Origin of the sequence: Veillonella sp. (genome assembly GCF_018381775.1) — a bacterium.
Lineage (GTDB): Bacteria > Bacillota > Negativicutes > Veillonellales > Veillonellaceae > Veillonella.
Genome location: NZ_JAGZRH010000007.1, coordinates 73,916 through 97,893, shown reverse-complemented (window position 1 = coordinate 97,893; position 23,978 = coordinate 73,916). Strand labels below are relative to the sequence as shown.

Below are 23,978 nucleotides of genomic sequence, written 5' to 3'. Positions count from 1 at the left end.
CTTACTCCATTGCTAACACAACTTCACCAGTTTCTAATGTTTTCTTAACATCTATAATACGTTGATTAGATGAACCTCTAAATCGTAATGCTGGATCTTTAAGTTCATCTACAAAGCGACCATCTACGAGGATATCAATTTCCTGTAATAAAGCACTTCTCAACTCATCCTCTAAAATATCATCTATTTCATACCCGGAATAGGCCCAAATTTTCTTTTCCGGTGCAGCCCCTCGTACAGCTCTTACTACAGGTAATAAACCTTGTACATTTTGGAAAGGCTCTCCACCCAATAAAGTTAAACCTGAGCAGGTAGGATTCTTAACATAAGAGACAACTAGATCTGTTTCAGCTTGTGTCCATACTTTACCGGCATTAAAATCTTGGTATTCTTCGTTAAAGCAGTTATAACAACAATGCGTACATCCAGTCACAAAGATAGATGTACGAATTCCTTCTCCATTGGCAATATCATATTGTCTTATTTGCCCATATCTCATAATTACCTCCATAGTAGTGCATATCAACTTTGATCAACACTATATAGATATATTTCAATTTTTAACATGTATAGTAAAAGCTGTGCCCTAGGCACAGCTTTTACCATGTATAGAATTATAATAATAACAGTGATGCTATCTATTATTAGATATGCATTACACGATCTTTGATTTCTTTCGTACGGCCTTCATTCCAGAAGTTCTCACCCAAATAACCACAAGTACGACGAATAACAGTTAATTTATCACGGTTTGTGTTATGACAACGAGGACATTCCCACTCATTATTTTCATTGACCTTAATTTCACCATCAAAACCACATTCGTGACAGTAGTCAGACTTGGTATTAAATTCAGCATAAGAAATATGGTCATAAATATATTGAATCATAGTTAAAACGGCTGGAATATTATTAGTCATATTTGGAATTTCTGCATAGGAGATACAACCACCAGTTGATTTCTTTTGGAATTCAGATTCAAAATTAAACTTATCAAATACATTGATTTCTTCCCGTACATTTACGTGATAACTATTAGTATAATAGCCTTTATCAGTAATATCTTCAATTACACCAAAGCGAGCACGATCTAAAGAAGAGAATCGATTCGTTAAGCTTTCAGCAGGAGTACCGTATAAACCAAAGCCAAGAATATGTTTATCATGCCATAGGTTAATAGCATCGTTTAAACGATCCATAATTTTCATTGCAAATACACGGCCTTTTTCACCTGTATTGGATTCGCCTGTAATCAATCGAGTTGCTTCATAAATACCGATATAGCCAAGAGAAATCGTTGCATAACCACCAGTAAGGAAACGACCGATTTTTTCTCCTTTTTTAAGGCGCGCAATGGCACCATGTTGCCAGTGAATTGGAGACACATCGCTCACTACATCTTTCAAAAGATTGTATCGTAATAACAATGCTTTTTCTGCTAATTCAAGACGTTTATCTAAAATTTCAAAATATTTTTCTTCACTACCACGAGCCAAAATGCCAATTTGTGGCAAGTTTAAGCTTACAACGCCCATGTTAAAGCGTCCATCAAATTTATAGTTTCCTTTTTCATCCTTCCAAGGAGATAAGAAAGAACGGCAACCCATTGGACTAAATACATTCCCTTCATAGTTTTCCTTCATCTTCTTAGCGGAGATGTAATCTGGGTACATGCGTTTAGCAGTGCATTGTGCAGCGAGCTCAGTCAAGTAATAATATGGACTATCAGGCGTTACATTATGTTCATCAAGAACATAAATCAATTTAGGGAATGCTGGTGTAATATATACATCAGCTTCATTTTTTACACCTTTAATGCGTTGACGCAAAATCTCTTCTGTAATAAGAGCAGCTTCCTTAGCATATTCATAATCAGGTTTAAAATACATGAACAACGTAACAAATGGAGACTGACCATTTGTAGTCATCAATGTATTGATTTGATACTGGATAGTTTGAATACCATCCTTAACCTCTTTACGCGTACGTTTCCATGCGATTTCACGAGCCTTTTCCATATTTGGCTCCATACCGTAAATCTCAACTTGTTCTTCAATAACATTGTTAAGAATCTTTTCGTAAGACTTACGTACAAATGGTGCCAAAATGCGATCAATGCCATTAATACTTTGACCGCCATATTGCCCAGATGCAACTTGAGCAATAATTTGTGTTGTCACCGTACATGCAACCTGGAAAGATTTAGGTGTATCAATCTTCTTACCATTGATAACTGTACCATTTGTAAGCATATCTTCCAAATTGATTAAGCAACAATTAAACATAGGCTGGATAATGTAATCCATATCATGGAAGTGAATGGCACCACTATCATGGGCCTCTAAAATATCTGTAGGAATTAACTTACGACGCGCGATATCCTTAGATACTTCACCGGCAATTAAATCACGTTGTGTAGATACAATCGCAGCATCCTTATTAGAGTTTTCGTCGAGAACGCTAACATTACTACGGTCTAATAAACCAATTACATCATCATCTGTAGTATTTTGACGACGTTTAAAAGCTTGAACAGCTTTGTAACCTTCATAGGCACGTGCCGTTGCAGGATTATGATACTCAATCAACTTATAATACACTTGATCTTCAATAGCATAAATTGTCATGTCCTTTTGGAGCTTTGTAGCATATTCTTCAATTTCATCAGCGATACGCTGTGCCAACCCCTCTTCGTACAACCCTGTACTACTATGCTCGGCTTTTTCTATAGCCAAAGCAATTTTGTTTTTGTCGAAAGGTACCTTTGTACCATCCCGTTTAATGACCTGCAACATATTGGCAACCTCCCCATTTTGTTACCGCTGAAATATATGTTATGACAAAGAAAAAAGTATGGTATACCATACTTTTATAAATTTATATGTAAAAATGTAAAGAATTATTAGTAAACTCTCTATTTTTACCGCTAACTCAGTATACTATATATGGTGGTTGTTTTCAAGAACAAATACTATATAAAGTAAAAATAGGTTCTTTCAGCCATGCTAATATAGCATGAATAAAAGAACCTATTTAAATTATAATGTAAACCCAAATAGACGAGTCAAGAAGTTAGATTTTTGACCTACCCAACTAGAAGGAACAGTAGGATAGAATGTGCGATCAGCTAAAAGATCGCGCTCATTGAGATGAATATTTGGCAACAAATCTTTTTTGTATGTACTGTCTAATTTAGAAATAGCTTCTACATACCCTTGATGCGCTTGTACATCACGTTCACTACAATAACCAGTGCCAAAGAAGTGAATTAATCCATTACGATATAGTTCGATTGCTCTATGATAATTAGCATTACTATGATTAAAGGATGCCATGTTACATTGAATTAAAATTCCTTTATCTACCCATTCCAATAACTGTTCTGGTTTTGTAAATAATTGGCGATGCGTTTCTACTTCACTAATGATAGGAACAATGCCCATATCTAGTAAGCTTAGCAACCATGCATTAATATGGTGAACCTTACTATTTTCAGGTAATGCTACTAACATAAAATGGCTATTACCCAACAAATACTGATTGCGATGAGCAACGATATATTCAACCATTTCATCACAAAGTAAAACGCGAGCACCACTGTGAATAGTAACATCTACTTGTTGCTCACCTACCGCAAGTTTTACATCATTCAATGTTGTTTCCATTTCATCCCAAGTATTCATATCCATAGATACTGTCACATCAGGAGTACTGAAAATATCTGTAATTCCTTGTTCAGCCAAAGATTTTATCATTTTTACTGATTCTGCCATTGTTTGTGGCCCTTGAGGCCCTAACACAGCTGGCAAAATGCAACCATGTAAGTCAACCACGCGATTCATATTCTTTCCCTTCTACTTACGATAACCCCTTACAGATATCGTTCTCTTTATAAATTTCATGTTGTTCTCATTTGTTTTTCATTTTCTATTCATGATTATATCAAGGGAAAAGTCGCTTGTATAGTGATTTTTATATAAAAATAGATAAATTATAATTTGTTCATTTAATACATTGTTTATATTTTCATGTTTCCTTCATTAAAAATACCTCATAATCGCTAAGATTATGAGGTATTTTTCACTCATCTGTATATTATTAACAATTTAATTTTTAAATGTACTTCTCTTATACCTGATATAATAGACTAATTTTACCACTAAAATACCAATAAAAATACCTACTGTATCTATCAAAATATCAGAGAACTGAGAGCTACGGCCTGGTGAAAATCTTTGTATAAATTCATCAAGACTAGCTATCAACATTCCTAAACCTATAGTCTTAATTACGGTACCATATGTAATATATCGACGTAGAATCGTATATAAAACACTACCAAGGATTGTAAACTCTGTGAGATGTGCTAATTTTCGAACAATCCTATTCAAGGTCCATATATTTCCATGAAAGCCTAATTTATTTGCTATAGGAGTCAAAGTCTCTGCAAAAAGTAAACTAAATCCATCTGATGATCCACCATTCTGCATCGAATTATCCCATATAAAAAATACTATTAGCCCTAACAGGATATATAGTATCCAACGTTTCATACTACTCTCCTAAACGCCACAATACATATACTTATATTAATCGCGGTCAAAAATGTCTCTTGTGTAAACTTTATCCTTCACATCTTCTAAACTCTTATCCCAACGGTTAGCTACTATGACATCACTAACACGTTTAAAGTCTTCAAAGTTACGAATCACAGGGGAATTAAAGAAGTCTTCTGCATCAAGAGTCGGTTCATAAACAACTACTGCAATCCCCTTAGCTTTAATTCGTTTCATTACACCTTGAATTGCAGATGCTCTAAAGTTATCAGAGTTCATTTTCATAGTCAAGCGATAGATGCCAACAATTTTGGGGTTCTTTCCTATAATAACATCTGCAACGTGGTCTTTACGAGTTCTGTTAGCATCTACAATAGCAGAAATTAGATTTTGTGGAACATCATTATAGTTAGCTAATAATTGCTTAGTATCTTTTGGTAAGCAATAACCTCCATAACCAAAGGATGGATTATTATAGAAGTCGCCTATACGAGGATCTAAACAAACACCATTAATAATCTGGCTTGTACTAAGGCCACGAACTTCGGCATAAGAATCTAACTCATTAAAGTAAGCAACGCGCAATGCTAAATAAGTATTAGCAAATAATTTAATAGCTTCTGCTTCCGTAGAATCCGTATATAATTGAGGCACATTTTCTTTGATGGCACCGTCAGCTAATAGTTGACCAAAACAACGAGCTCTTTTAGAGTCTTCTCCTACCACAATACGGGAAGGATGTAAATTATCATATAAAGCTTTACCTTCACGTAAGAACTCTGGAGAGAAAATCAAGTTCTCCGTGTCGAATTCTTTACGCATTTGAGCGGTATACCCAACTGGTACTGTTGACTTGATAACCATAACAGCATCTGGATTGATATCTAATACTGTTTTGATAACTTGCTCTACAGAAGATGTGTCAAAGAAATTCTTTTGAGGATCATAATTAGTAGGAGTCGAAATAATAACATAATCAGCACCTGTAAAAGCCTCTACAGGATCCAAGGTAGCTTTAAAGTTTAATTTTTTTGTTGCCAAATATTCTTGCAATTCTGCATCTACAATAGGTGACTCTTTGCGATTTAACATTTCTACCTTTTCAGGAATAATATCGAGGGCTACTACTTCATTATGTTGTGCTAATAAAACACCATTTGAAAGGCCTACATAGCCGGTCCCAGCAATTGAAATCTTCATTTATTTGCCCTCCGTCATATAAAACTCTTTATACCATATAGCAAATTTCCGTAGCCCTTCACGTAAAGATGTATTCGGTTTGAATCCAAAATCTTCTTCTAGAGCACTTGTATCTGCATAAGTGACAGGTACATCGCCTGGTTGCATAGCTACTAATTCTTTATGGTTTTCAAAATTGTAATCTTCTGGTAATACACCAGCAGAAACCAATTCCTCTGAAAGAATACGTACAAAATCGAGGAGATTTTCAGGATGACTATTACCAATGTTATAAATAGCATATGGTGGTACTGGCAATCCATCAGCTCCGTTACGACGCTCTGGTGCTGCACACATAACCTTGGATACGCCTTCTACAATATCATCGATATAGGTAAAGTCACGTTTACAATTACCATAGTTAAAGATTTTTATGGTACCACCACTACGCAATGTATTAGTAAAACCAAAGTACGCCATATCCGGACGACCAGCAGGACCATATACAGTGAAGAAACGAAGTCCTGTACTAGGAATGTTATATAACTTGGCATAAGAATAAGCCAATAATTCATTTGATTTTTTTGTAGCCGCATAAAGAGATACAGGATTATCTACTTTATGATCTGTAGAGTATGGAATTTGTTTATTCGCTCCATATACAGAAGACGATGATGCATAAACTAAATGCTCTACTCCACTTCCACCGTTATCATAAGAATGTCGACAAGCCTCTAATATATTGTAAAAACCAATAATATTAGACTCAATATAAGCATCAGGATTCGTAATAGAATAACGCACACCAGCCTGTGCTGCTAAATTAACAACAACACGTGGTTTATAAGTAGAGAAAATTTCTTCAATAAAGGCCTTATCTGCAATATTCCCTTTTTTAAATATCCACGTATTTTTATTATCTTTGCTCATCTCATCAATTTGTTGCAATCGATAATCTTTTAAGGCCACGTCATAGTAATCATTAACAGAATCTATGCCGATAATTTGAGTTCCTTCTGCTTCAGATAACAGGGACATAACAAGATTAGCCCCTACAAATCCAGCGGCTCCCGTTACTAGGATCACCGTGTTGTTTAAGTCTACATTTTTTGAAAGCATATGTACTCCTTTCATAGTTCTGTTAATTATGAGCGTCTTACTTTACTTAATACTTTATCAACGCCAGAAGTGATAATAGTGCGCTCAGATGGTATGAGATATAAGATAACCACATACAATACAACGCATAAAATCATACAAGCTATAGTCCACCATACCGCATCATATAAATGTAAAATACTATATGCAAGAGCACCAACAATAGATGCAGTAATTAGATATACACCTATATTAGTAATCACTCGAAGGGCACTCATATGTATAAATAATGCTAAGAAAATCATGGCAACCATTAACATTTCCATGCGTACTATTGAACGAGCATAGACAAATGTACTAAAGTCATACTGAATACAAATATATATTACCGGTATTAATACAACTAAATGTAATATTTGAGTCCAGAATGATAAATTAGGAACTCCCTTTGCACGGAATACTTCAGAGATCAAATTCGCTGTTACTGTCATAATAGCGGAACTCAAGGCCCAAGATCCCAATACAATACCTGCTAACTTCCATTGTGGTCCCAATAAGAGATCAACAACAAAGTCTTGGAATACAAACAAGCCTATCCCTATAGGTACTAAAAAAAGAGCCATATAGCGTTGGAATGTAAAGAATGTATTGGAAAATGCCTGTTCATCCTGTTGAACTCGACTTAAAGCGGCAAATAATACAGGCGCTAAAGATGAAGTAGCCATGGCCATAACAGTTGTAACAATAGCCATAGGCATTTTGTATATCCCTAAATAATAGGCATCTAAAAAGCGACTAATAATGAAGGTATCCACCCATGCAGTAAGCCAAATAGAAAATGCTTCAGCCAATGACCATGCACTATAACTAAACATGTTCATAAAGACTCGAGAACTAAAGAAGAGATGGATTTGATTTTTCCTACTCTTCAATAAGGCCAAAGCCGTAAATAACTGAGCCCCTAACATACCAGCGATTAAAGACCAATAGTCATATCCCATGAGCGCCATAGGTATGGATATCAATATAGGAGTCAGAATTGTGATGAGCCGAATGTTAAGAAGAAACTTAAAGTTAAAATCCCGTCGATATAATGCCATTTGTACACTACTAAAGGCAGAGAGCGGAATCATAGCCCCCATTATAGCCAACGGTATACCTAAACCATCATTACCGACTAATACAGCCAACTCATCACGACCGACTATAATAGCCCCCCACAAGAGTAAAGAAAGCACAAAATTAGCAATAAAAGCTACATCTGTAGCCTCCTGTTTTTCTTTATCACTTTCAAACTCATGCTGTACAAGAAATTTTTGGAATCCCGCATCAGCTAGCATTTCTGCAAAGGATATAACCATCATAATCGTTGCCAATATACCAAATGCCGTAGGCGCTAGCATATGGGCCAATATTATATTTGTTAGTGGTGTAATAAGCTTTGCTAAAACCTCTGTTATAACAGACCATTTAGCAGCAGCTACTATTTTAGTATCCATTATTTTTTATTGATATTCTTAATGCCCCGCAAGAATAATTCATGGTGAGCTTCACATTCCAAGTAATTTTGAATTGCTAAATAACTTGTTTTTCCTAAAATAAGTTGCATTAATTTTCTTCCAAATAATCCATTTATTGCGCGGATAATAAAAGATCTACCTAAAAATTCACGCAAATATCGCTTTACATGAGTATCAGCAAAATCCTTATATGCTTGAGCAACAAAATGAGCATCCCTAATGTTCTCACTTCGCTTTTTGTATTTCGTCAATGTTTCAATGGCTTCCGATTCAGTAGCCAAACGGGTGCCCCTTTCGGTACCACGAATTGGCACTTCAGATACAACAAAGGTATTCTTTGTAGCCTCTACACTGATTAATAAGGAATCTTTTATAAACTCCTTATGATGTATATAGGATTCGGAGTTAAAGATAAAGTTACCTTGGCCATAAATAATAGTCCCCTTACCATAGTCCTCACGAGAACCTATACAATGACTATGTTGGCAAATTACAAGGTCTGCCCCTTTATCAACAAATTTTCTGCAATATCTTTGTAACATTGGCGATGGATAGCGATAAAACTCCTTCCCACCATGATATAGGACGATAACATAATCACAAGTTTTCTTTAAAGCTTCTACATCATCAAAGCTCTCTAATACATCAAATGGATTAGCCCCCATTGTATGACAAGAAGCAACGGTAAACTCATGTTCTGCACATAGGTAAAATCCTATACGTATACCTTCTTTTTCAAAGATAAATGGCTTTTTAGCTGCTTTTACATTAGCACCAGCACCTGCATTTTTAATATCATGCTTTTTTAATAACTCCAGTGTAGTAGTTAATCCATCTACACCATGATCTAAGGAGTGATTATTAGCCAATGTTAAAAATATAGGCTCTAAAGCCTTATAACCATAGATTGTTTTTGTAGGAGACTTTAAATTATTACCAAATTTATTAATCGGAGTAGATGCATCTGTTAAAGGCACCTCTAAATTAAATACATTTAAATCAGATGCCTTTAGAAGTCCCAGTAACTCCTTACCAACCAAAGCCTCTCCATTACCAGATTCAAATAATTCTCTATTTATATCCGTTGGGACAAAATCAGCCCCGATGTACAGTTTCAAGGTGTAACCACTCTCCCAATTCATAATCTTTTGTCATAGGACGAAACTTTTCTAATCCTGCACCCGGGAAGAACGTTAACTCTCCAATATAAAGTCGTCCCTTTATTTCATAGAAATCAACACGTAAAAATGGGCAGCCTTTACTAAGTTCAGCAGCCAATCTTAGCATTTCTTCATATGTTTCAGGCCTTGTAAACTCAGTTGATACCGGCGGATAATGTCCAAAATGAATGCCCATAGGTTCCCAATCGATATCGTAAAAATTCATACGCGTTCCTGTTTTAGAAAAGCGGTCAGAACATACTACAGTCAACTTTGGTTTACCATGGAAGCAATACATTTTATAATCTAAGATTTCATTGCTACCTAGCTCAGATAAATATTCCTCTGCTATAATCCGACGAGGAACATCTTTATAAGGCCACTCTCTGGCTATACGCGAATAATCCCGTTGTAAGGATGCACTTAATTTAGCTTTAGCGGCTTCTCGATCAAGGGATGACTTATCTTTACAAATAACGATGCCCCCACTATCATGTGTACATTTCAAAACAAATTGATTAGGTAATGCATCAAAGTCTATATCCTCTACAGAATCCCAAACAGCAAGTGTGCGAATTATATATTGTTCACCCACCCGTTGAGCAATAAAGTTCTTAGCTTCATGTTTATCAACCATTACAGTTTGTATAGGGTCTCTGTAATTAACCTTTAGCCATTGTAACTTTTCACTAAAAGTTTTAGGATTCTCTAAATCTAGAGGATAGCCCATGTATTTTGGGAATACTTTCTTTAAAAACTCTTCATCAGATAAAGAATCATAATAACCTAATTTGATTAATACTCTTGTGCGATAGTAAGGTTTTGTTAAAAAGGACATGCCAACTTTACATAACTTGCTGAGCTTCATTTTTACGTCCTTTCCGGAGCAATTGCACCTCTAAATAAAACATCATCATATAAAAATATGTACTCTTACTTTCATAAGACACCATCCCCATATCCATGACGATTTGAGAAAGGAATAAAATGAGCACCATTACGTATTCATTGCTATGAAAATTTCGATAACGAATTAAATTATAAGCTATATACACATACATTGAGTAATACGCCAATAAGCCGATTATCCCTGTACCCGCTAATAGTTCAATATAATTATTATGTAAATAATAATTCTCTTTACCATATAAAAAATAGGTAAGTACAGATGGATTATTTACCCCCACCCCAGTGATGGGCGATTGATAAAATAAATCCCACCCTATATCAACCAAGGCTAAACGAATAATGGTAGATGAATCACCACCAGTACCGGAGAAAGCATCCACCATACTCGACATACGATCCAGAACCTCTGAAAACATAGGTAATTGTAAAACTGCAATACCAATGATAGTAAGAGCTAACAATGACCCAATAATCTTAGCAATAGAATTTACTACATTGGCACTACGTAAACTTTTAAATACAAATAGTAATACTGTACCAACAACAACAAATACTAAAGCTTTACGACTACCAGTAGCTGCTAGAATCCCCAATGTAGGTAAGGCTATAATATTCCACCAACGAGGTCGATCGTATAACATGTAATACAATGTCATAACGATAGCATTGGCACCTAATAAACCTACAGTATTCGCATTTAATGCATCATTTGCAATTCGTGCAGAAGATGACAAAACCGTAATAAAGTAATCTAAGCCATAGAAATATACCGTGTAAAAACAAACTATATAACCAGTCCACATACCAATTTTTAATAATGTGTCCACCGATGTTTTATCTTGATAACACATGTATAAAATGATAAGCATAAAGAATATCTTAACAATATCAAAGCTTCGACTGAGTGCTACAGATGGCTCAATAGCATTAATAGTACTCAGATAACAGGCTCCAATAAAGAGCAGCATATAACCATGCATCCAAGTAAACCTAAATTTTATAACTCCCTGCTCTCGTATGAGATAAAAAATAATAAGTCCAAATAGGCATACAAATAATACATAGGCACCATAATTCGCATCGCCAAGGGCAAAGGAAATGGTCAACGACAACACTAAAAAAATTAGAGTTATGAACCATATCATGCGGTCAGCAATAGCCGTTATATTTAACTTCAATGGTTCTCCTCCTTACAACTCATAAAACATCTAACCAACGTTTAGCAATTTTACATAGTGGAAATTTATCACGCACCTTGATAGCTTCCTGTGAAAGTTTTGCTGCTAATGCAGGGTCTTTCAGAATACTGCGCATAGCTTCATACATAGCCTTTGTATCTCCTACAGGTACCAAGATACCATTTTCTCCACTATTTATTACCATACGAGCACCACCTACTGGACAGTCTGTAACTACAGCAGGCAAGCCCATGCCAAGTGCTTCTAACATAGAGTTTGAAATACCTTCAAAATCAGATGATGAAACATACATAGAGCAAGGTGCAACCTTCTCTAAAATATTACTAGCAAAGCCAGGTAAAAAAATACGATTCTCTAAATTGAGCGCTTTAATTTGAGCACGTAGTTCATCCTCTAAAACACCTTGGCCATAAATAACAAGTTTATACTCTGGAAACTCATCTGCCAGCATACTAAAAGCATTGATCATCATAGGCAAATTCTTTTGCGGATGCAATCGACATGCTGTAACGATTGTCTTTTCCCGTTCTCCCTCAATTGGTGGTGGCAATTTACCATTAATAGGATTTGGAATGATAACACCACGCTTTTGTACAGATTGAGGGAAATATGAACGAGCATCCTCAGTTTGGAATACTAACGCATCAGCAAAGCGAAAGGCAAAATTACGCAGCGCTTGTTGATGCCAACCGATAGGCACCTTGCGCGGATTATTTCGCTCCGAAAAGACGATGCGATTCTTCACAAACCAAGAGCTAATGGCGAGAATAAAGCTCGATGCCGACAAAAACGATAAGCATGTTGCGTTAGGTCTTGTCTTCAAAATCTTGATCAGCTCTTTAATTTCCTGAATAAAGCGAATTACTTTATTAGAGCTTGTAGTATGAATCTGAATTTGTTCAATACCTTCCTCTAAAGTATATTCATTACCATAACGATTAGGGCTTGTTTGGATAACCGTAATATGGTGACCATCATGCACCCACTGACGAGCTAACTCTGTTAAAATACGTTCAGCCCCATCATTACCGAGGGAGATGGTAACAATAATTATTTCCTTTTTCATAAGCCTTCCTCTTGGATATATTCTGCAAGTCTTACATAGGCTTGTGCCATTGACACTTTAGGCTGCCAACCTAAAGATTTCAACTTCTTAGAGCTTAAGAACATGTGAACTGTCGGTGCGTATCCCAAACCTTGTACATCTTCTGGAATGTCAAAAACTACTTCACTTTTTCCATGACTTACATGCGTAGCTACTAGATGCGCAATACTCGCTATGGAGCGAGTTTCCTCATCATGACAAATATTATATGCTTCACCAGCTTCGCCATCCTTCATGAGGGTTAAAATGCCCGTTAATGCATCAGTAATGTAGCAATAGTTCGACATGGAGTCACCTTTTGTATGAAGGATAATGTTTTCATTTCGTAGAGCACTCTTAGTAAACTGCATGAATACACGATTATCAGATACAGGAACACCTGGTCCAAAAGTTTGAGCAAGTCTAGCTATAACAGCAGGAACTCCAAATTCTACAGCATAGGACTTACAATAACACTCACATAGTCTCTTACTTTCAGAATAAGAACTGCGAATATTTAAATGATCTAAATACCCTAATCGTTCTTCTGTCATCACTTGTCCAGATTCATAGGGTACACCATACTGTTCCATACTCGATAAGTACACAAGTTTTTTTACCGTTTTATGATGACCGAGCTCTAACATAGCTTCAGTACCATGAATTGATGTACGAATAGTTTCTACAGGATGCTCCATAAAGAATTTAGATTGTGTTGGTGCAGCACCATGTAAGATATAGTCACAAGGTACGTCAATAGATTCTAAAGCACCATCAATAAGTGCAATGGAATCATTATCTAAGTAGTTACCTAATATAGCCTGTGCTTTATCATGACTTCGTACATAACCTATTACCTTTATGTCCAAGTTAAAAGTCTCATTGGCAAGTATAAGCAATTTTATAAACATAGAGCCAATAAGTCCCGTCGCACCTGTCACAAGAATGCGCTGATGGCGGAGGAATTCAAAGTACTCTTTGTCTTGTAATAAAGCTGTTAACTCGCGTTTAATAACGGAATTACTCATCTTGTAATCCTCCTAATTCACGGTTTTTAATAATACCTGTGAACATATAATAATCAGATGGTGTAGTAATCTTTATATTTTCTGTTTCTCCTAATACTGGATACAAGGTGTATCCATAATGCATCATCATGGATGCAGAATCTATAAAATTATGGATGCCTTCTGCTTTAGCTCTATCATGAACCGATAAAATATCATCTAGTTTAAAGCTTTGAGGTGCTTTTGCCATAAGGCATTCACTACGATTTAAAATACGGTTTATAGAACCATTATCTGTAACCATAACGGTTTCAATAGCAGGTGTAACCGTAATAGCAGAACCCTTTGTTTCTACAGATTCAATATTTCTCTCTATTGTTGCCTTATCCACAAGTGGTCTAACACCATCGTGAATCAATACGGTAACCTCTTCATTAGGAAATAATCGTTTTGCCTCTGTCAATCCATTATATTGAGAGTCTAAAGCACTGTCTCCACCTGGAACAATGGATACAATTTTTTGTAAACCAGCATCTTTGATGAGGTTTTTAGTATGATCAATCCACTCTGCTTTGCAAGCTAAAACAATACCGTCAATAGAGTCGGTTTGTTCAAACACATCTAAAGTTTGAATCAAAATAGGTCTACCGTTCCATTCTAGAAACTGTTTTGGCGTCTTGCTGTTATTCATTCGAGCACCTACGCCACCCGCAAAGATTACTGCTATTCGTTTCATAGGCCCTCCTTAAGGTTGAGCTTCGTTCTTGGCATAATGTATGCCTCTATACTCCTTGTAAGGTGTATGTAAATCAGCAAACACAGCATCATGTTTTGCTACACGCTGTTCTACTGGTGGTAATTGCATATAGTCGCCCCAAATAAGACGTAAATATCTTTCATACCCTTTCATTACAGGTATCTGATGACCTTCAAAGTCTTTATATACAACAGAAGCAAAGTCTTCTCGAGGATGACGCAACTTCATGCCTTTTAAACTACCAATTAACTCAGTACACTCCTTGCTCGTATTGAAATCGTATTTGGTCATTTGCTTTTCTGCAAAACGCCAAATATGATAACGTAACGACTGACTAGAAAATACCTTGTAAATACACCCTGCTAATGCACGATACATCGGTCCTTTATTATCCGGTAAACGTTGTGCATTAAAAAGTGCAAAGGTCATAGCCCACATAAGTTGTAAAGTACGGCTAATTTTCCCTGGTGCACAACCATCAATAGGCATAATTTCAAGAGCTAAACCATGACAAATATCTTCATGCATACTATGGCGATTAATAAATGTCGTATGATTATCTCTAATAGAAGCACCTGCATCATGATAGATATGATGCCGATCCGTACGACAATAGGTATACCGTTCTGTATCTGCATATTTAGGCCATAGTTCAGCTAACTTTTCGTAATCTGGACGTGGCATAAATAAATCCAAGTCGTCATCCCAAGGGATAAAGCCATTATGACGTATTGCCCCAATGAGACCACCGCCACAGAGATAAAAGCGCAAATTATGTTTGTCACAAAACTCTTTAAAGTACAGCAACATACTAAGCTCTTTTTCTTGTATTTCCTTTGTCATAGATGTACTCATAGGAACCTCTCTTAACGTAAAACAGCTAGTACGGTATCAATCATCGTTTTAATATCTTGTAAAAAAGAAAACTCTTTAATACTCTTTAAATTCCAAACCATTTTGCCTGGTAAAACCTCATTGATATACACTTCATCAACATTTTTAGCATTTTGTAAAAGTTGATCTTCATCTTTATAAGCAATACTTGCAACACTTGTTACCCCTGCTGGTAATAACAAAGTTGCTTTCATTTCATTTGTATAAGCCGCCACATAGCGAGGCACTTCTGGTCTTGTACCAACAAAGCTCATATCTCCTAATAGGATATTAATTAGCTGAGGCAATTCATCAAGACGACAGCTACGAAGCATGTTGCCTACCTTTGTAACGCGCATATCATTTTGTGATGTCACCTGAGCACCTAATGATTCCGCATTTTTTACCATGGTACGAAATTTATAGATACCAAAGGTACGGCCATATTGCGTCACCCGAGTTTGGCGGAAGAAGACCTCCCCTTCGCTATCTCGTTTAATCATGATGGCTAACACCAAAAATACAGGACTTAATACAATGAGCATACTAGCGGCTATAACACGGTCAAATATGCTTTTACAAAGAAGGCTTGTTCGTCTTTGATTCAATATTTCAAAGTAAGGACGCACCTCTTCACACTGCAACTCTTGTGGTAGATCGTGAAAGTTTTTTACTAACATTCGGTAATAATCCTTTTAAATGTTTTAATGATATATTGCACTTCTTCATCCGTTAGCAATGTATGAAGAGGCAATGTGATTTCATTTTTAAATTGATTATAAGCATTTGGATAATCATCAATGGTAAATCCTAAGTTCTTATAAGCCGTATGCATAGGAACTGGCTTATAGTGAACATTGGTTGCAATACCAGCTTCAGCCATAGCCTCAATTACCTTATTACGGTATTCAGCATCTTGACCATCTAATCGTACTAAATATAAGTGGCCACTACTTTGATGATCATCAGTATAATGATGTAACAATGTAACAGGTAAATCTTTAAAACCTGCATCATAAGCTGCGATGATTTCTTTACGTCGTGCCAACAGTTTTGGGTATCTTTCAAATTGAGCCAAACCAATAGCCGCCATAATATCAGTCATATTACATTTATAATATGTACCCTTAATATCGTATTCCCATGCACCAGCCTTTGTCTTAGCAAGGGCGTCCTTATCTTGTCCATGCAAAGATAATAATTGGAATTGCTTATAAATGACTTCATCATCAATACCATCTATATGTCGCCATGTAGCACAGCCCCCTTCGGCTGTGGTAAAGTTCTTTACTGCGTGGAAGGAAAAACTACTAAAATCAGCTACATTACCAGTTGGTATACCTTTGTATGAAGCACCAAAGGAATGGGCACAGTCCGCTACAATAGGAATATGTGCCAATGCTTTTTGAATATCATTAGATGGTGTAAAGAGAGATTTCTTTTCTTCTACAATGGAGCGCAAACGATCGTAGTCACAAGGGACACCTGCAATATCTACGGGGATAATAGCTTTTGTTTTTGGCGTAATAGCACGAGCCACTGCATCGTAATCCATTTCAAATGAATCTTTTTGGGTATCTACAAGAACTAGTGTAGCCCCCACATGAACAACAGGGCTTGCACTAGCTGTATAGGAATAGGCACTGGTAATAACTTCATCGCCAGGTCCAATACCTAATACACGAAGAGACATCTCAAGCGCCGCGGTAGCAGAGTTTAAACAAACAGCTTTAGGTGTACCTAATTGTGCCGCAATCTTTTTTTCCAATTCTTTAGTACGCGGTCCAGTTGTAATCCAACCACTCTTTAAGGCTTCAACAACTTCATTGATTTCTAACTCTGTAATATCAGGAGGGGAAAAATTAATTTTCATATACATCACCTCATTACTTTCTGTACCTTATCGATACGCTTGATTTATCTAATGGAATATATATTAAATTATTGACTACACATCAATGACGATAGAACCTAATAAAGGAATTCCAACTTGAGTAAGTCGTTTCTTAGCTTCTATTAAATCTTTAGGACCTGCGACTTCATTTTTAACAACAAGCATAACACCATCAGATTTTTCAGCTAATACAATGGCATCCGTAACATCTAATACTGGTGGTGTATCAATGATAACTACATCATATTCGTCGCGGATATAATCCCAAATTGTAGATAATTTACTAGAATCTACGACTTCAGAAGGATGTTCAACTATTTCGCCTGCAGTAAGTACATCTAAATGAGGGACAATATTGCGATGAATCGTCAAATCTTCATCCATAATAACTGCGTTAGTAAGGCCTTTATTTTGCACGTTGAATGCTACATGCTGAACTGGATTACGTAAATTACCATCTACTAAAAGAACTTTGTTATTATTCTTCGATAAAGCTAATGCCGTATTAGCCGCTACCTCAGATGTTCCTTCTCCACTAGTAGCAGCGGTGATACAAATGATCTTACATTTATGTTGATTACATACGTATTGTAAATTGCTACGCAATGTACGATATGCTTCTACAAGTGGTGTATCACCACGCTCATTAGAAATTAGTCTAATCATATTAACCTCTCACTTTACGCCACAATGCTACAATACGATTGCTTGGTTCTTCATTTTCCTTTTCTTCATGATTTGGAATGACACCTAAATTTTCAATGCCAAGAATATCATTGATTTCTTGTACCGATTGAACCTTGCGGTTGCAGAAGAACTGACCCAATGTGTAAAGGCAGCCTAAGATAATACCCAAAATTGCAGATCCTAATAAAATAAGGATCTTACGAGGTGCAATAGCCTTTTCTGGCAATGTAGGAGCATCTACAATTTGAACTTCATTTGGTACCATTACTTCAGCTACTTTAGCTTCTTCTAAGCGTTTGGATAGCATTTCGTAAATATCTTGTGCTACATCTACATCACGTTTAGCTTGAATATAGCCACGTTCTTTTTCAGGTAGGTTTTTCATAGCCTCTTCGTTCTCTTTATCAAGATTAGCTAAGGTAGATTCTTTACCTTGTGCTACAGCTAAAGCCGCTTCATTTCTGAATTTATCTGCTAATAAACCTTGCTGTGCAGAGTTGCTAGATGGTGCTTGTTGAGATGCAATAGCATTAATTTCAGCATTTAAACCACTCTTAGCTTCTTCGATTTGTTGGTTAATCTCTTTCATTGCCGGATGCTCATCAGTATATTTACCAACATAGGAGGCCTTACGAGATTCTAAGTCAGCTAATTGTCCTTTATATGCTTGAACAGTGGCACTATCAGCAATACTTTTACCTGCAGAGCCTAATTGCTCATTAATACTGCCTAAAGCTGCTTGCGCCGTTTCCAAATCCAATTGGTTTTGAGCTTTCTCACGATCAATAAGGGTAATCTTATCTGTTAGCCCCTTCATTTGATCCGCCGTGGAATATACCTTATTGTCCACTTGGAATTGTTGTAATTTCTTTTCGGCTTGACCCAATTCTTCTTTTGCAGTTACCACACGTTTTTGTAAAAATTCGCGTGTCGTCCGTTGCTCAACATGGGAAATATCTGCCAAGCGATTTAAGAATGTATCAATTAATAATTGATTAGCCTCTTGTGCTTGTTCTGGACTTTTACCAGTTACACTAACTTGTAATAATTCAGTTTCTTTATATGGTTTTGTTTCAATACGCGTTTTAACAAACTCTTCGTATGTAGGTGCTTTACCTGTTCCTTCTGGATCTTCAATCGCTGCAATAACAGGTTCTACAACATTACGACTCTTTAAAATTTCAGCATCTGTATTCATCAATTGACGCGCCATAGAGTCAGAGTAACCATTAGTACTTGATAAAACAGAATTACTTAATCCTTGAGATTGTTTAATGCGCAACATAGATGTAGATTGATATGTAGATGGTGCTAGGAGACCATATGCACCACCCAATACTATACATGCTACCGTAATATTGATAATCTTACGACGTCGTTTAACGAGGACTCTACCGACCTCTTTTAAATCAATAATTTGTTCCACCCATATACCCCTTTCTGTGAAAGTATACAAACAACAGGGTCTCTCCCTCTTAGGAATCGTTACTGTATATCTCCCTCTCACGTAGACTACAGCTCTAAATAAATGATTGTAACTAAATTGTTATACATTATGATTTGGATGATATGTAGGAACGATGTCTTGTAATACATTGATTACATCCAAGTCAGATTTACATGTTTCAAAGCGATCAATTTCACGGCTTAACCATTCTTGATTTACATCTTCTAAGGCAGCTTCAAAGATTTTCTTATGTGTAGTTGTATTAGTACCTTCTTCAGCAGTTAATAATTCTTCATATAGCTTTTCACCTGGACGCAAACCAGTAAATTCAATGCGAATATCTTTATCAGGCTCAAATCCAGAAAGACGAATCATATTTTTCGCTAAATCAACAATTTTTACTGGTTCACCCATATCTAATAAGAACACTTCACCACCATTTCCCATTGCACCAGCTTGTAATACAAGTTGGCTTGCTTCTGGAATAGTCATAAAGTAACGAGTCATTTCAGGATCTGTAACTGTTACAGGTCCACCAGCTTCAATTTGTTTGCGGAATAATGGAATAACAGAACCACGACTACCAAGAACATTACCAAAGCGAACGGTAATAAACTTTGTATCGTACTTGTGATTCATACCAAGTACGACCTTTTCTGCCACCCGTTTCGTAGCCCCCATAACACTTGTTGGATTTACCGCTTTATCTGTGGAAATCATAACGAATCGCTCAACACCATGTGCTCCCGCTACATCTGCCACATTACGAGTGCCATAAATATTATTTAACACCGCTGCAATCGGTTGGATTTCCATAAGCGGTACATGTTTATGAGCTGCTGCATGGAATACTACATCTGGTTCATAATCGGTAAAGATTTGGTCTAACTGATTTTTATCTCGAATATCAGCAATAATGGGAACCAATGTACCTTCAGGCACAATTGAACGCAACTCTTGGTGAATAAGATAAATACTATTTTCACCATGACCTAGTAACAATAGTTTTTTAGGTCTTACCCGTAATACTTGACGACAAATTTCAGAGCCAATAGAACCACCTGCACCCGTAACAAGAACGACTTTATCTTTCAAATATGGTTCTACTTTTGATGTGTCGAGATGAATCTCATCACGTTCCAATAAATCTTCAATGGAAATAGGATGCAAATGAGATACTAAAACCTCATCATCTAATAATTGGTACATCCCAGGTAATGTATTGATTTTACATTTTAGAGGTGAGCAGATTTCCATGATTTCTCGAATAACATCACGCTTTACCGATGGCATAGCAATGATAATTTCTTCAACCTTATATCTTGCTACAAGCATTGGAATATCTTCACGATTACCTAAAATTCTAAAGCCATTCATAAGGCGGTTATGTTTGAACATATCATCATCTACAAAGCCAATGATTCGACGAGAGCGCTTATGATATCGCTCTATTTCACGAGCAATAGTTGCCCCTGCATCGCCAGCACCAATGATCAACGTATTCACTTGACCACTTTCACCATCATCCCCACTGCTATAATGAAGCGCTACATAATGTAGCAACATACGTCCCATACCTACTGCACCAGTTGTAAGGAACCAAGTAATAAAATAGATTGATCTTGGTAATGATTTACCAATTACAAACATAGAGGAGTAAAAGATTGCTGTACCTACTGTCGTAGCGACAAATACTGCCAATACCTCTCGCATCCCTGCATAACGCCAAATACGCGTGTACAAATGCATAAGCAAGAACATCAACATATACGAAATAAGCAATATTGGCAATGCGTCTACCATTTGGTCAATATATCGAGGTTCAATATAGCCATCAAATCTAATAAATAAACTAATGAAAGCAACAATAACAATCGTCGCAATATCGGCAATAAACAGTATGGCTGGTAATAAATATGAACGCAAAAGAACGCCCCCTTATATGTGAGATAAACCCTATCCTTAATCCTTACCGATACGTGATACCATGTATGCACTAGTCAAAATTGGAGCAATATCACGAGCAAAGTTAATACGACTATTTTTAGTCAAGTAAAGAACATCCCCTTCTCGCATAATATAGTTTTCGGACATATCTCCAGTTTGTAACATGCGATTTAAATTAATAGGAATTGGTTTTTCAGGATTGTCTTGATGAATTAAGTAAATTTTCTTTTTAGCTGTATCCCAGTTAAAGCTACCAGCCGCACCAATTGCATCAAGAACAGTACTAGACTTAGTCAATGTATAAGCACCAGGCTTATTAATCTCACCGAATACGTACACCCGAACTCCTCCGAGTTTTGTAACATTTACAGTAATATCCGGATTAATAATGTACCGAGATAAACCTTGCTGTAATTGGGCGGTAAACTCATCGACGGTTAAACCATCTGCTTTCACTGGTCCCACCATAGGGAATGACACATATCCGTCAGGACGAACAGTGTACATAATATCGTTACCATTACGTGTACCAAGATCTGCTTGTTGTACAACTTGAATAGTTAGTTCATCACCTTGTCGTAGACGATACACCTTATCAGAGCTCACAACAGATGCACTAGTTTCTAGTGGTGTGTGTCCTTCAGTTTGTAATATTTTAGAATCGTAAGACTGTTCAGTTGTTACATTAACAGGTGCAGCCATGGATGTTGTTGTGGCACATAAGAATGCGGCCATCATCATATACTGTTTTTTATTCATATTTTACCTCTTTGATTTACATTCAACTCACTCAATACAACACTTTATTTTTTTAGAATTATTAATCCTAAAAAATCGGTTAAGTTATTTTATCATTATTTTAAACTTTCTTCCATAAACGCAGCCCGTTCTGAGCTAACTTCATTAAACCTTTAAGAATAAATCGCGTAAATATAAGGTTTTTACCATTTAATTATGTGTATTTTTTTACGCATTTCACTCATATTTCACTCGTTTTTTTCATTAATTTTAGATATATAAATAAAAAATATATAAACTCAATTCATAGTCGATTCATAAAATCATCAAACACTCATCAATTTTATTGATTAAATAAAAAAATAAGGTGTATATACTAGTTTTCTAGTATATACACCTTATTAAAAATTTTAGATAAGTCTATCGACTTAAAGTATTAATTATTCAACACGACCGCCTAAATATGCTTCCATAACGCGAGGATCATGACGTACTTCGTCAGCAGGACCAGATAATACCATCTTACCTGTTTCCAATACATATGCATAATCAGCTATTTTTAATGCTTGTCGTACATTTTGTTCTACCAAAAGAACAGTAGTTCCTTCAGCACTAATCTCTTTGATAGTTTCAAAGATTTCGTTTACTACTAATGGTGCAAGACCCATAGATGGTTCATCCAATAATAACAATTTTGGACGTGCCATAAGGGCGCGACCAATAGCCAACATTTGCTGTTGACCACCAGATAGTGTACCACCTAATTGATAACTACGTTCATCAAGGATTGGAAAGCGTTTAAATACTTTTTTGATATCTTCTTCAATCTCATTATCATTACGGATATAAGCACCCATTTCTAAGTTTTCATAAACGCTCATATCTTGAAGGATTTGACGACCTTCAGGAACTAAAGAAATACCACCATGTACAATTTGATGTGTTTTATGACCAGTAATATCTTGGCCTTCAAATAATACTTTACCAGATGTTGGCTTTACAAGGCCCATTATGGTCTTCATAGTTGTAGACTTACCAGCACCATTAGCACCAATCAAGGATACAATAGAACCTTGTGGTACTTCTAAACTGATATCTTTTAAGGCTGTAATATGTCCATAACCAGCCACGATGTTTTCTAGCTTTAACATATTACGCCTCCTCTTTCCCTAGGTATGCTTCAATTACAGCCTCATTATTTTGAATTTCTTGAGGTGTACCTTCAGCAATCTTTTTACCAAAGTTGAACACTACCAAACGATCACAAATATTCATCATTAATTCCATGGCATGTTCAATAACTACAACAGTAATACCAAGGTCGCGAATTTTACCAATCAATTGGCGTAACGCTTCTGTTTCACTATCATTCATACCTGCTGCTGGTTCATCTAGCAAAATTAATTGAGGATGTGTAGCCAAGGCACGAGCAATTTCAAGGCGACGTTGTTTACCATAAGGCAAAGATGTAGCAACCTCTTCAGCATCTTCTTCAAGACCTACGAGTTTTAAAAATTCATACGCAATGCCACGACAACGCTCTTCTTCGATGCGTTGGCGTTTTGTTTTCAAGAAGCTAGACAAGAAGCCAGATCCAGTACGACAATGCATACCAGTTAACACTGTTTCCAAAGCTGTCATATTGCCGAAGAGACGAATGTTTTGGAATGTACGGGCAATGCCCATTTCTACCGTTCTATGAGGCTTGATGCCTACAACAGACATACCATCAAATACGATTTCGCCAGAACTTACAGGGAATACACCAGTAATCAAGTTAAATAATGTAGTTTTACCAGCACCATTTGGCCCAATAACACCAAATACTTCACCTTGTTTTACACCAAAGGATATACCTGTGAGAGCTGCAACGCCACCAAAGCTTTTACTTACGTCATTTAATTCTAATAGCATTCAGTTCCC

At 36.3% G+C, this 23,978-nt stretch carries 22 protein-coding genes; all 22 read right to left on the bottom strand.

Annotation, left to right across the window (positions count from 1 at the left end; translation table 11 throughout):
- Nucleotide 1: 1 nt before the first annotated feature.
- Complete coding sequence (nrdG, locus tag KH109_RS05875) at nucleotides 2-499, bottom strand: anaerobic ribonucleoside-triphosphate reductase activating protein (RefSeq protein ID WP_295216733.1); 498 nt, start codon at nucleotides 497-499, stop codon at nucleotides 2-4.
- 145 nt (nucleotides 500-644) lie between these two features.
- Entirely contained in the window at nucleotides 645-2,795 is a 2,151-nt protein-coding gene (nrdD, locus tag KH109_RS05870) for an anaerobic ribonucleoside-triphosphate reductase (protein WP_295216732.1), read from the bottom strand.
- A gap of 243 nt (nucleotides 2,796-3,038) precedes the next feature.
- A complete protein-coding gene (locus KH109_RS05865) occupies nucleotides 3,039-3,842 on the bottom strand; it encodes a CpsB/CapC family capsule biosynthesis tyrosine phosphatase (protein ID WP_295216729.1) in 804 nt (267 codons plus the stop codon).
- A 264-nt stretch (nucleotides 3,843-4,106) separates the two neighbouring features.
- A complete protein-coding gene (locus KH109_RS05860; RefSeq protein WP_295216727.1) occupies nucleotides 4,107-4,553 on the bottom strand; it encodes a VanZ family protein in 447 nt (148 codons plus the stop codon).
- A gap of 36 nt (nucleotides 4,554-4,589) precedes the next feature.
- Entirely contained in the window at nucleotides 4,590-5,756 is a 1,167-nt protein-coding gene (locus tag KH109_RS05855) for a nucleotide sugar dehydrogenase (protein WP_285364503.1), read from the bottom strand.
- On the bottom strand, nucleotides 5,757-6,854 hold the full coding sequence (locus KH109_RS05850; protein ID WP_155086933.1) for an NAD-dependent epimerase/dehydratase family protein: 1,098 nt from the start codon (nucleotides 6,852-6,854) through the stop codon (nucleotides 5,757-5,759).
- A 26-nt stretch (nucleotides 6,855-6,880) separates the two neighbouring features.
- Entirely contained in the window at nucleotides 6,881-8,332 is a 1,452-nt protein-coding gene (locus tag KH109_RS05845; RefSeq protein ID WP_295216723.1) for a lipopolysaccharide biosynthesis protein, read from the bottom strand.
- Entirely contained in the window at nucleotides 8,332-9,471 is a 1,140-nt protein-coding gene (locus tag KH109_RS05840; protein ID WP_295216721.1) for a CapA family protein, read from the bottom strand. Before KH109_RS05840 ends, KH109_RS05845 begins: the two co-directional genes overlap by 1 nt.
- Nucleotides 9,449-10,381 (bottom strand): ATP-grasp fold amidoligase family protein, encoded by a 933-nt coding sequence (locus KH109_RS05835; protein WP_295216720.1) that lies wholly within the window; start codon nucleotides 10,379-10,381, stop codon nucleotides 9,449-9,451. The genes KH109_RS05840 and KH109_RS05835 overlap by 23 nt, the downstream gene beginning before the upstream one ends.
- Nucleotides 10,359-11,600, bottom strand: coding sequence for an O-antigen ligase family protein (locus KH109_RS05830; RefSeq protein ID WP_156719282.1), 1,242 nt, complete (start codon nucleotides 11,598-11,600; stop codon nucleotides 10,359-10,361). Before KH109_RS05830 ends, KH109_RS05835 begins: the two co-directional genes overlap by 23 nt.
- A 19-nt stretch (nucleotides 11,601-11,619) precedes the next feature.
- Nucleotides 11,620-12,687 carry a glycosyltransferase gene (locus tag KH109_RS05825; protein WP_295216717.1) on the bottom strand — a complete coding sequence of 356 codons (1,068 nt, stop codon included), beginning with the start codon at nucleotides 12,685-12,687 and terminating at the stop codon, nucleotides 11,620-11,622.
- On the bottom strand, nucleotides 12,684-13,733 hold the full coding sequence (locus KH109_RS05820) for an NAD-dependent epimerase/dehydratase family protein (RefSeq protein ID WP_295216715.1): 1,050 nt from the start codon (nucleotides 13,731-13,733) through the stop codon (nucleotides 12,684-12,686). Before KH109_RS05820 ends, KH109_RS05825 begins: the two co-directional genes overlap by 4 nt.
- Complete coding sequence (locus tag KH109_RS05815) at nucleotides 13,726-14,448, bottom strand: IspD/TarI family cytidylyltransferase (RefSeq protein WP_295216713.1); 723 nt, start codon at nucleotides 14,446-14,448, stop codon at nucleotides 13,726-13,728. Before KH109_RS05815 ends, KH109_RS05820 begins: the two co-directional genes overlap by 8 nt.
- 9 nt (nucleotides 14,449-14,457) lie before the next feature.
- The gene (locus KH109_RS05810) at nucleotides 14,458-15,324 is read right to left on the bottom strand and encodes a LicD family protein (RefSeq protein ID WP_024066094.1); all 867 of its coding nucleotides are present in this window, start codon (nucleotides 15,322-15,324) and stop codon (nucleotides 14,458-14,460) included.
- Between the two features lie 11 nt (nucleotides 15,325-15,335).
- Entirely contained in the window at nucleotides 15,336-16,022 is a 687-nt protein-coding gene (locus KH109_RS05805; protein ID WP_295216709.1) for a sugar transferase, read from the bottom strand.
- Nucleotides 16,016-17,221, bottom strand: a complete 1,206-nt coding sequence (locus KH109_RS05800; protein ID WP_363158665.1) for a DegT/DnrJ/EryC1/StrS family aminotransferase — start codon at nucleotides 17,219-17,221, stop codon at nucleotides 16,016-16,018. The genes KH109_RS05805 and KH109_RS05800 overlap by 7 nt, the downstream gene beginning before the upstream one ends.
- A 69-nt stretch (nucleotides 17,222-17,290) precedes the next feature.
- Nucleotides 17,291-17,902: a CpsD/CapB family tyrosine-protein kinase gene (locus KH109_RS05795; protein ID WP_213466977.1), complete on the bottom strand. Its 612-nt coding sequence runs from the start codon at nucleotides 17,900-17,902 to the stop codon at nucleotides 17,291-17,293.
- Nucleotide 17,903: 1 nt separating this feature from the next.
- Nucleotides 17,904-19,349 carry a GumC family protein gene (locus KH109_RS05790; RefSeq protein ID WP_295216701.1) on the bottom strand — a complete coding sequence of 482 codons (1,446 nt, stop codon included), beginning with the start codon at nucleotides 19,347-19,349 and terminating at the stop codon, nucleotides 17,904-17,906.
- Nucleotides 19,350-19,469: 120 nt separating this feature from the next.
- Nucleotides 19,470-21,296, bottom strand: a complete 1,827-nt coding sequence (locus KH109_RS05785) for a nucleoside-diphosphate sugar epimerase/dehydratase (protein ID WP_295216698.1) — start codon at nucleotides 21,294-21,296, stop codon at nucleotides 19,470-19,472.
- A 36-nt stretch (nucleotides 21,297-21,332) separates the two neighbouring features.
- A complete protein-coding gene (locus KH109_RS05780) occupies nucleotides 21,333-22,076 on the bottom strand; it encodes a polysaccharide biosynthesis/export family protein (protein WP_295216695.1) in 744 nt (247 codons plus the stop codon).
- Between the two features lie 419 nt (nucleotides 22,077-22,495).
- Entirely contained in the window at nucleotides 22,496-23,206 is a 711-nt protein-coding gene (locus tag KH109_RS05775) for an ABC transporter ATP-binding protein (RefSeq protein ID WP_060924775.1), read from the bottom strand.
- 1 nt (nucleotide 23,207) lies between these two features.
- Nucleotides 23,208-23,969, bottom strand: a complete 762-nt coding sequence (locus KH109_RS05770) for an ABC transporter ATP-binding protein (RefSeq protein ID WP_060924776.1) — start codon at nucleotides 23,967-23,969, stop codon at nucleotides 23,208-23,210.
- Nucleotides 23,970-23,978 lie beyond the last annotated feature (9 nt).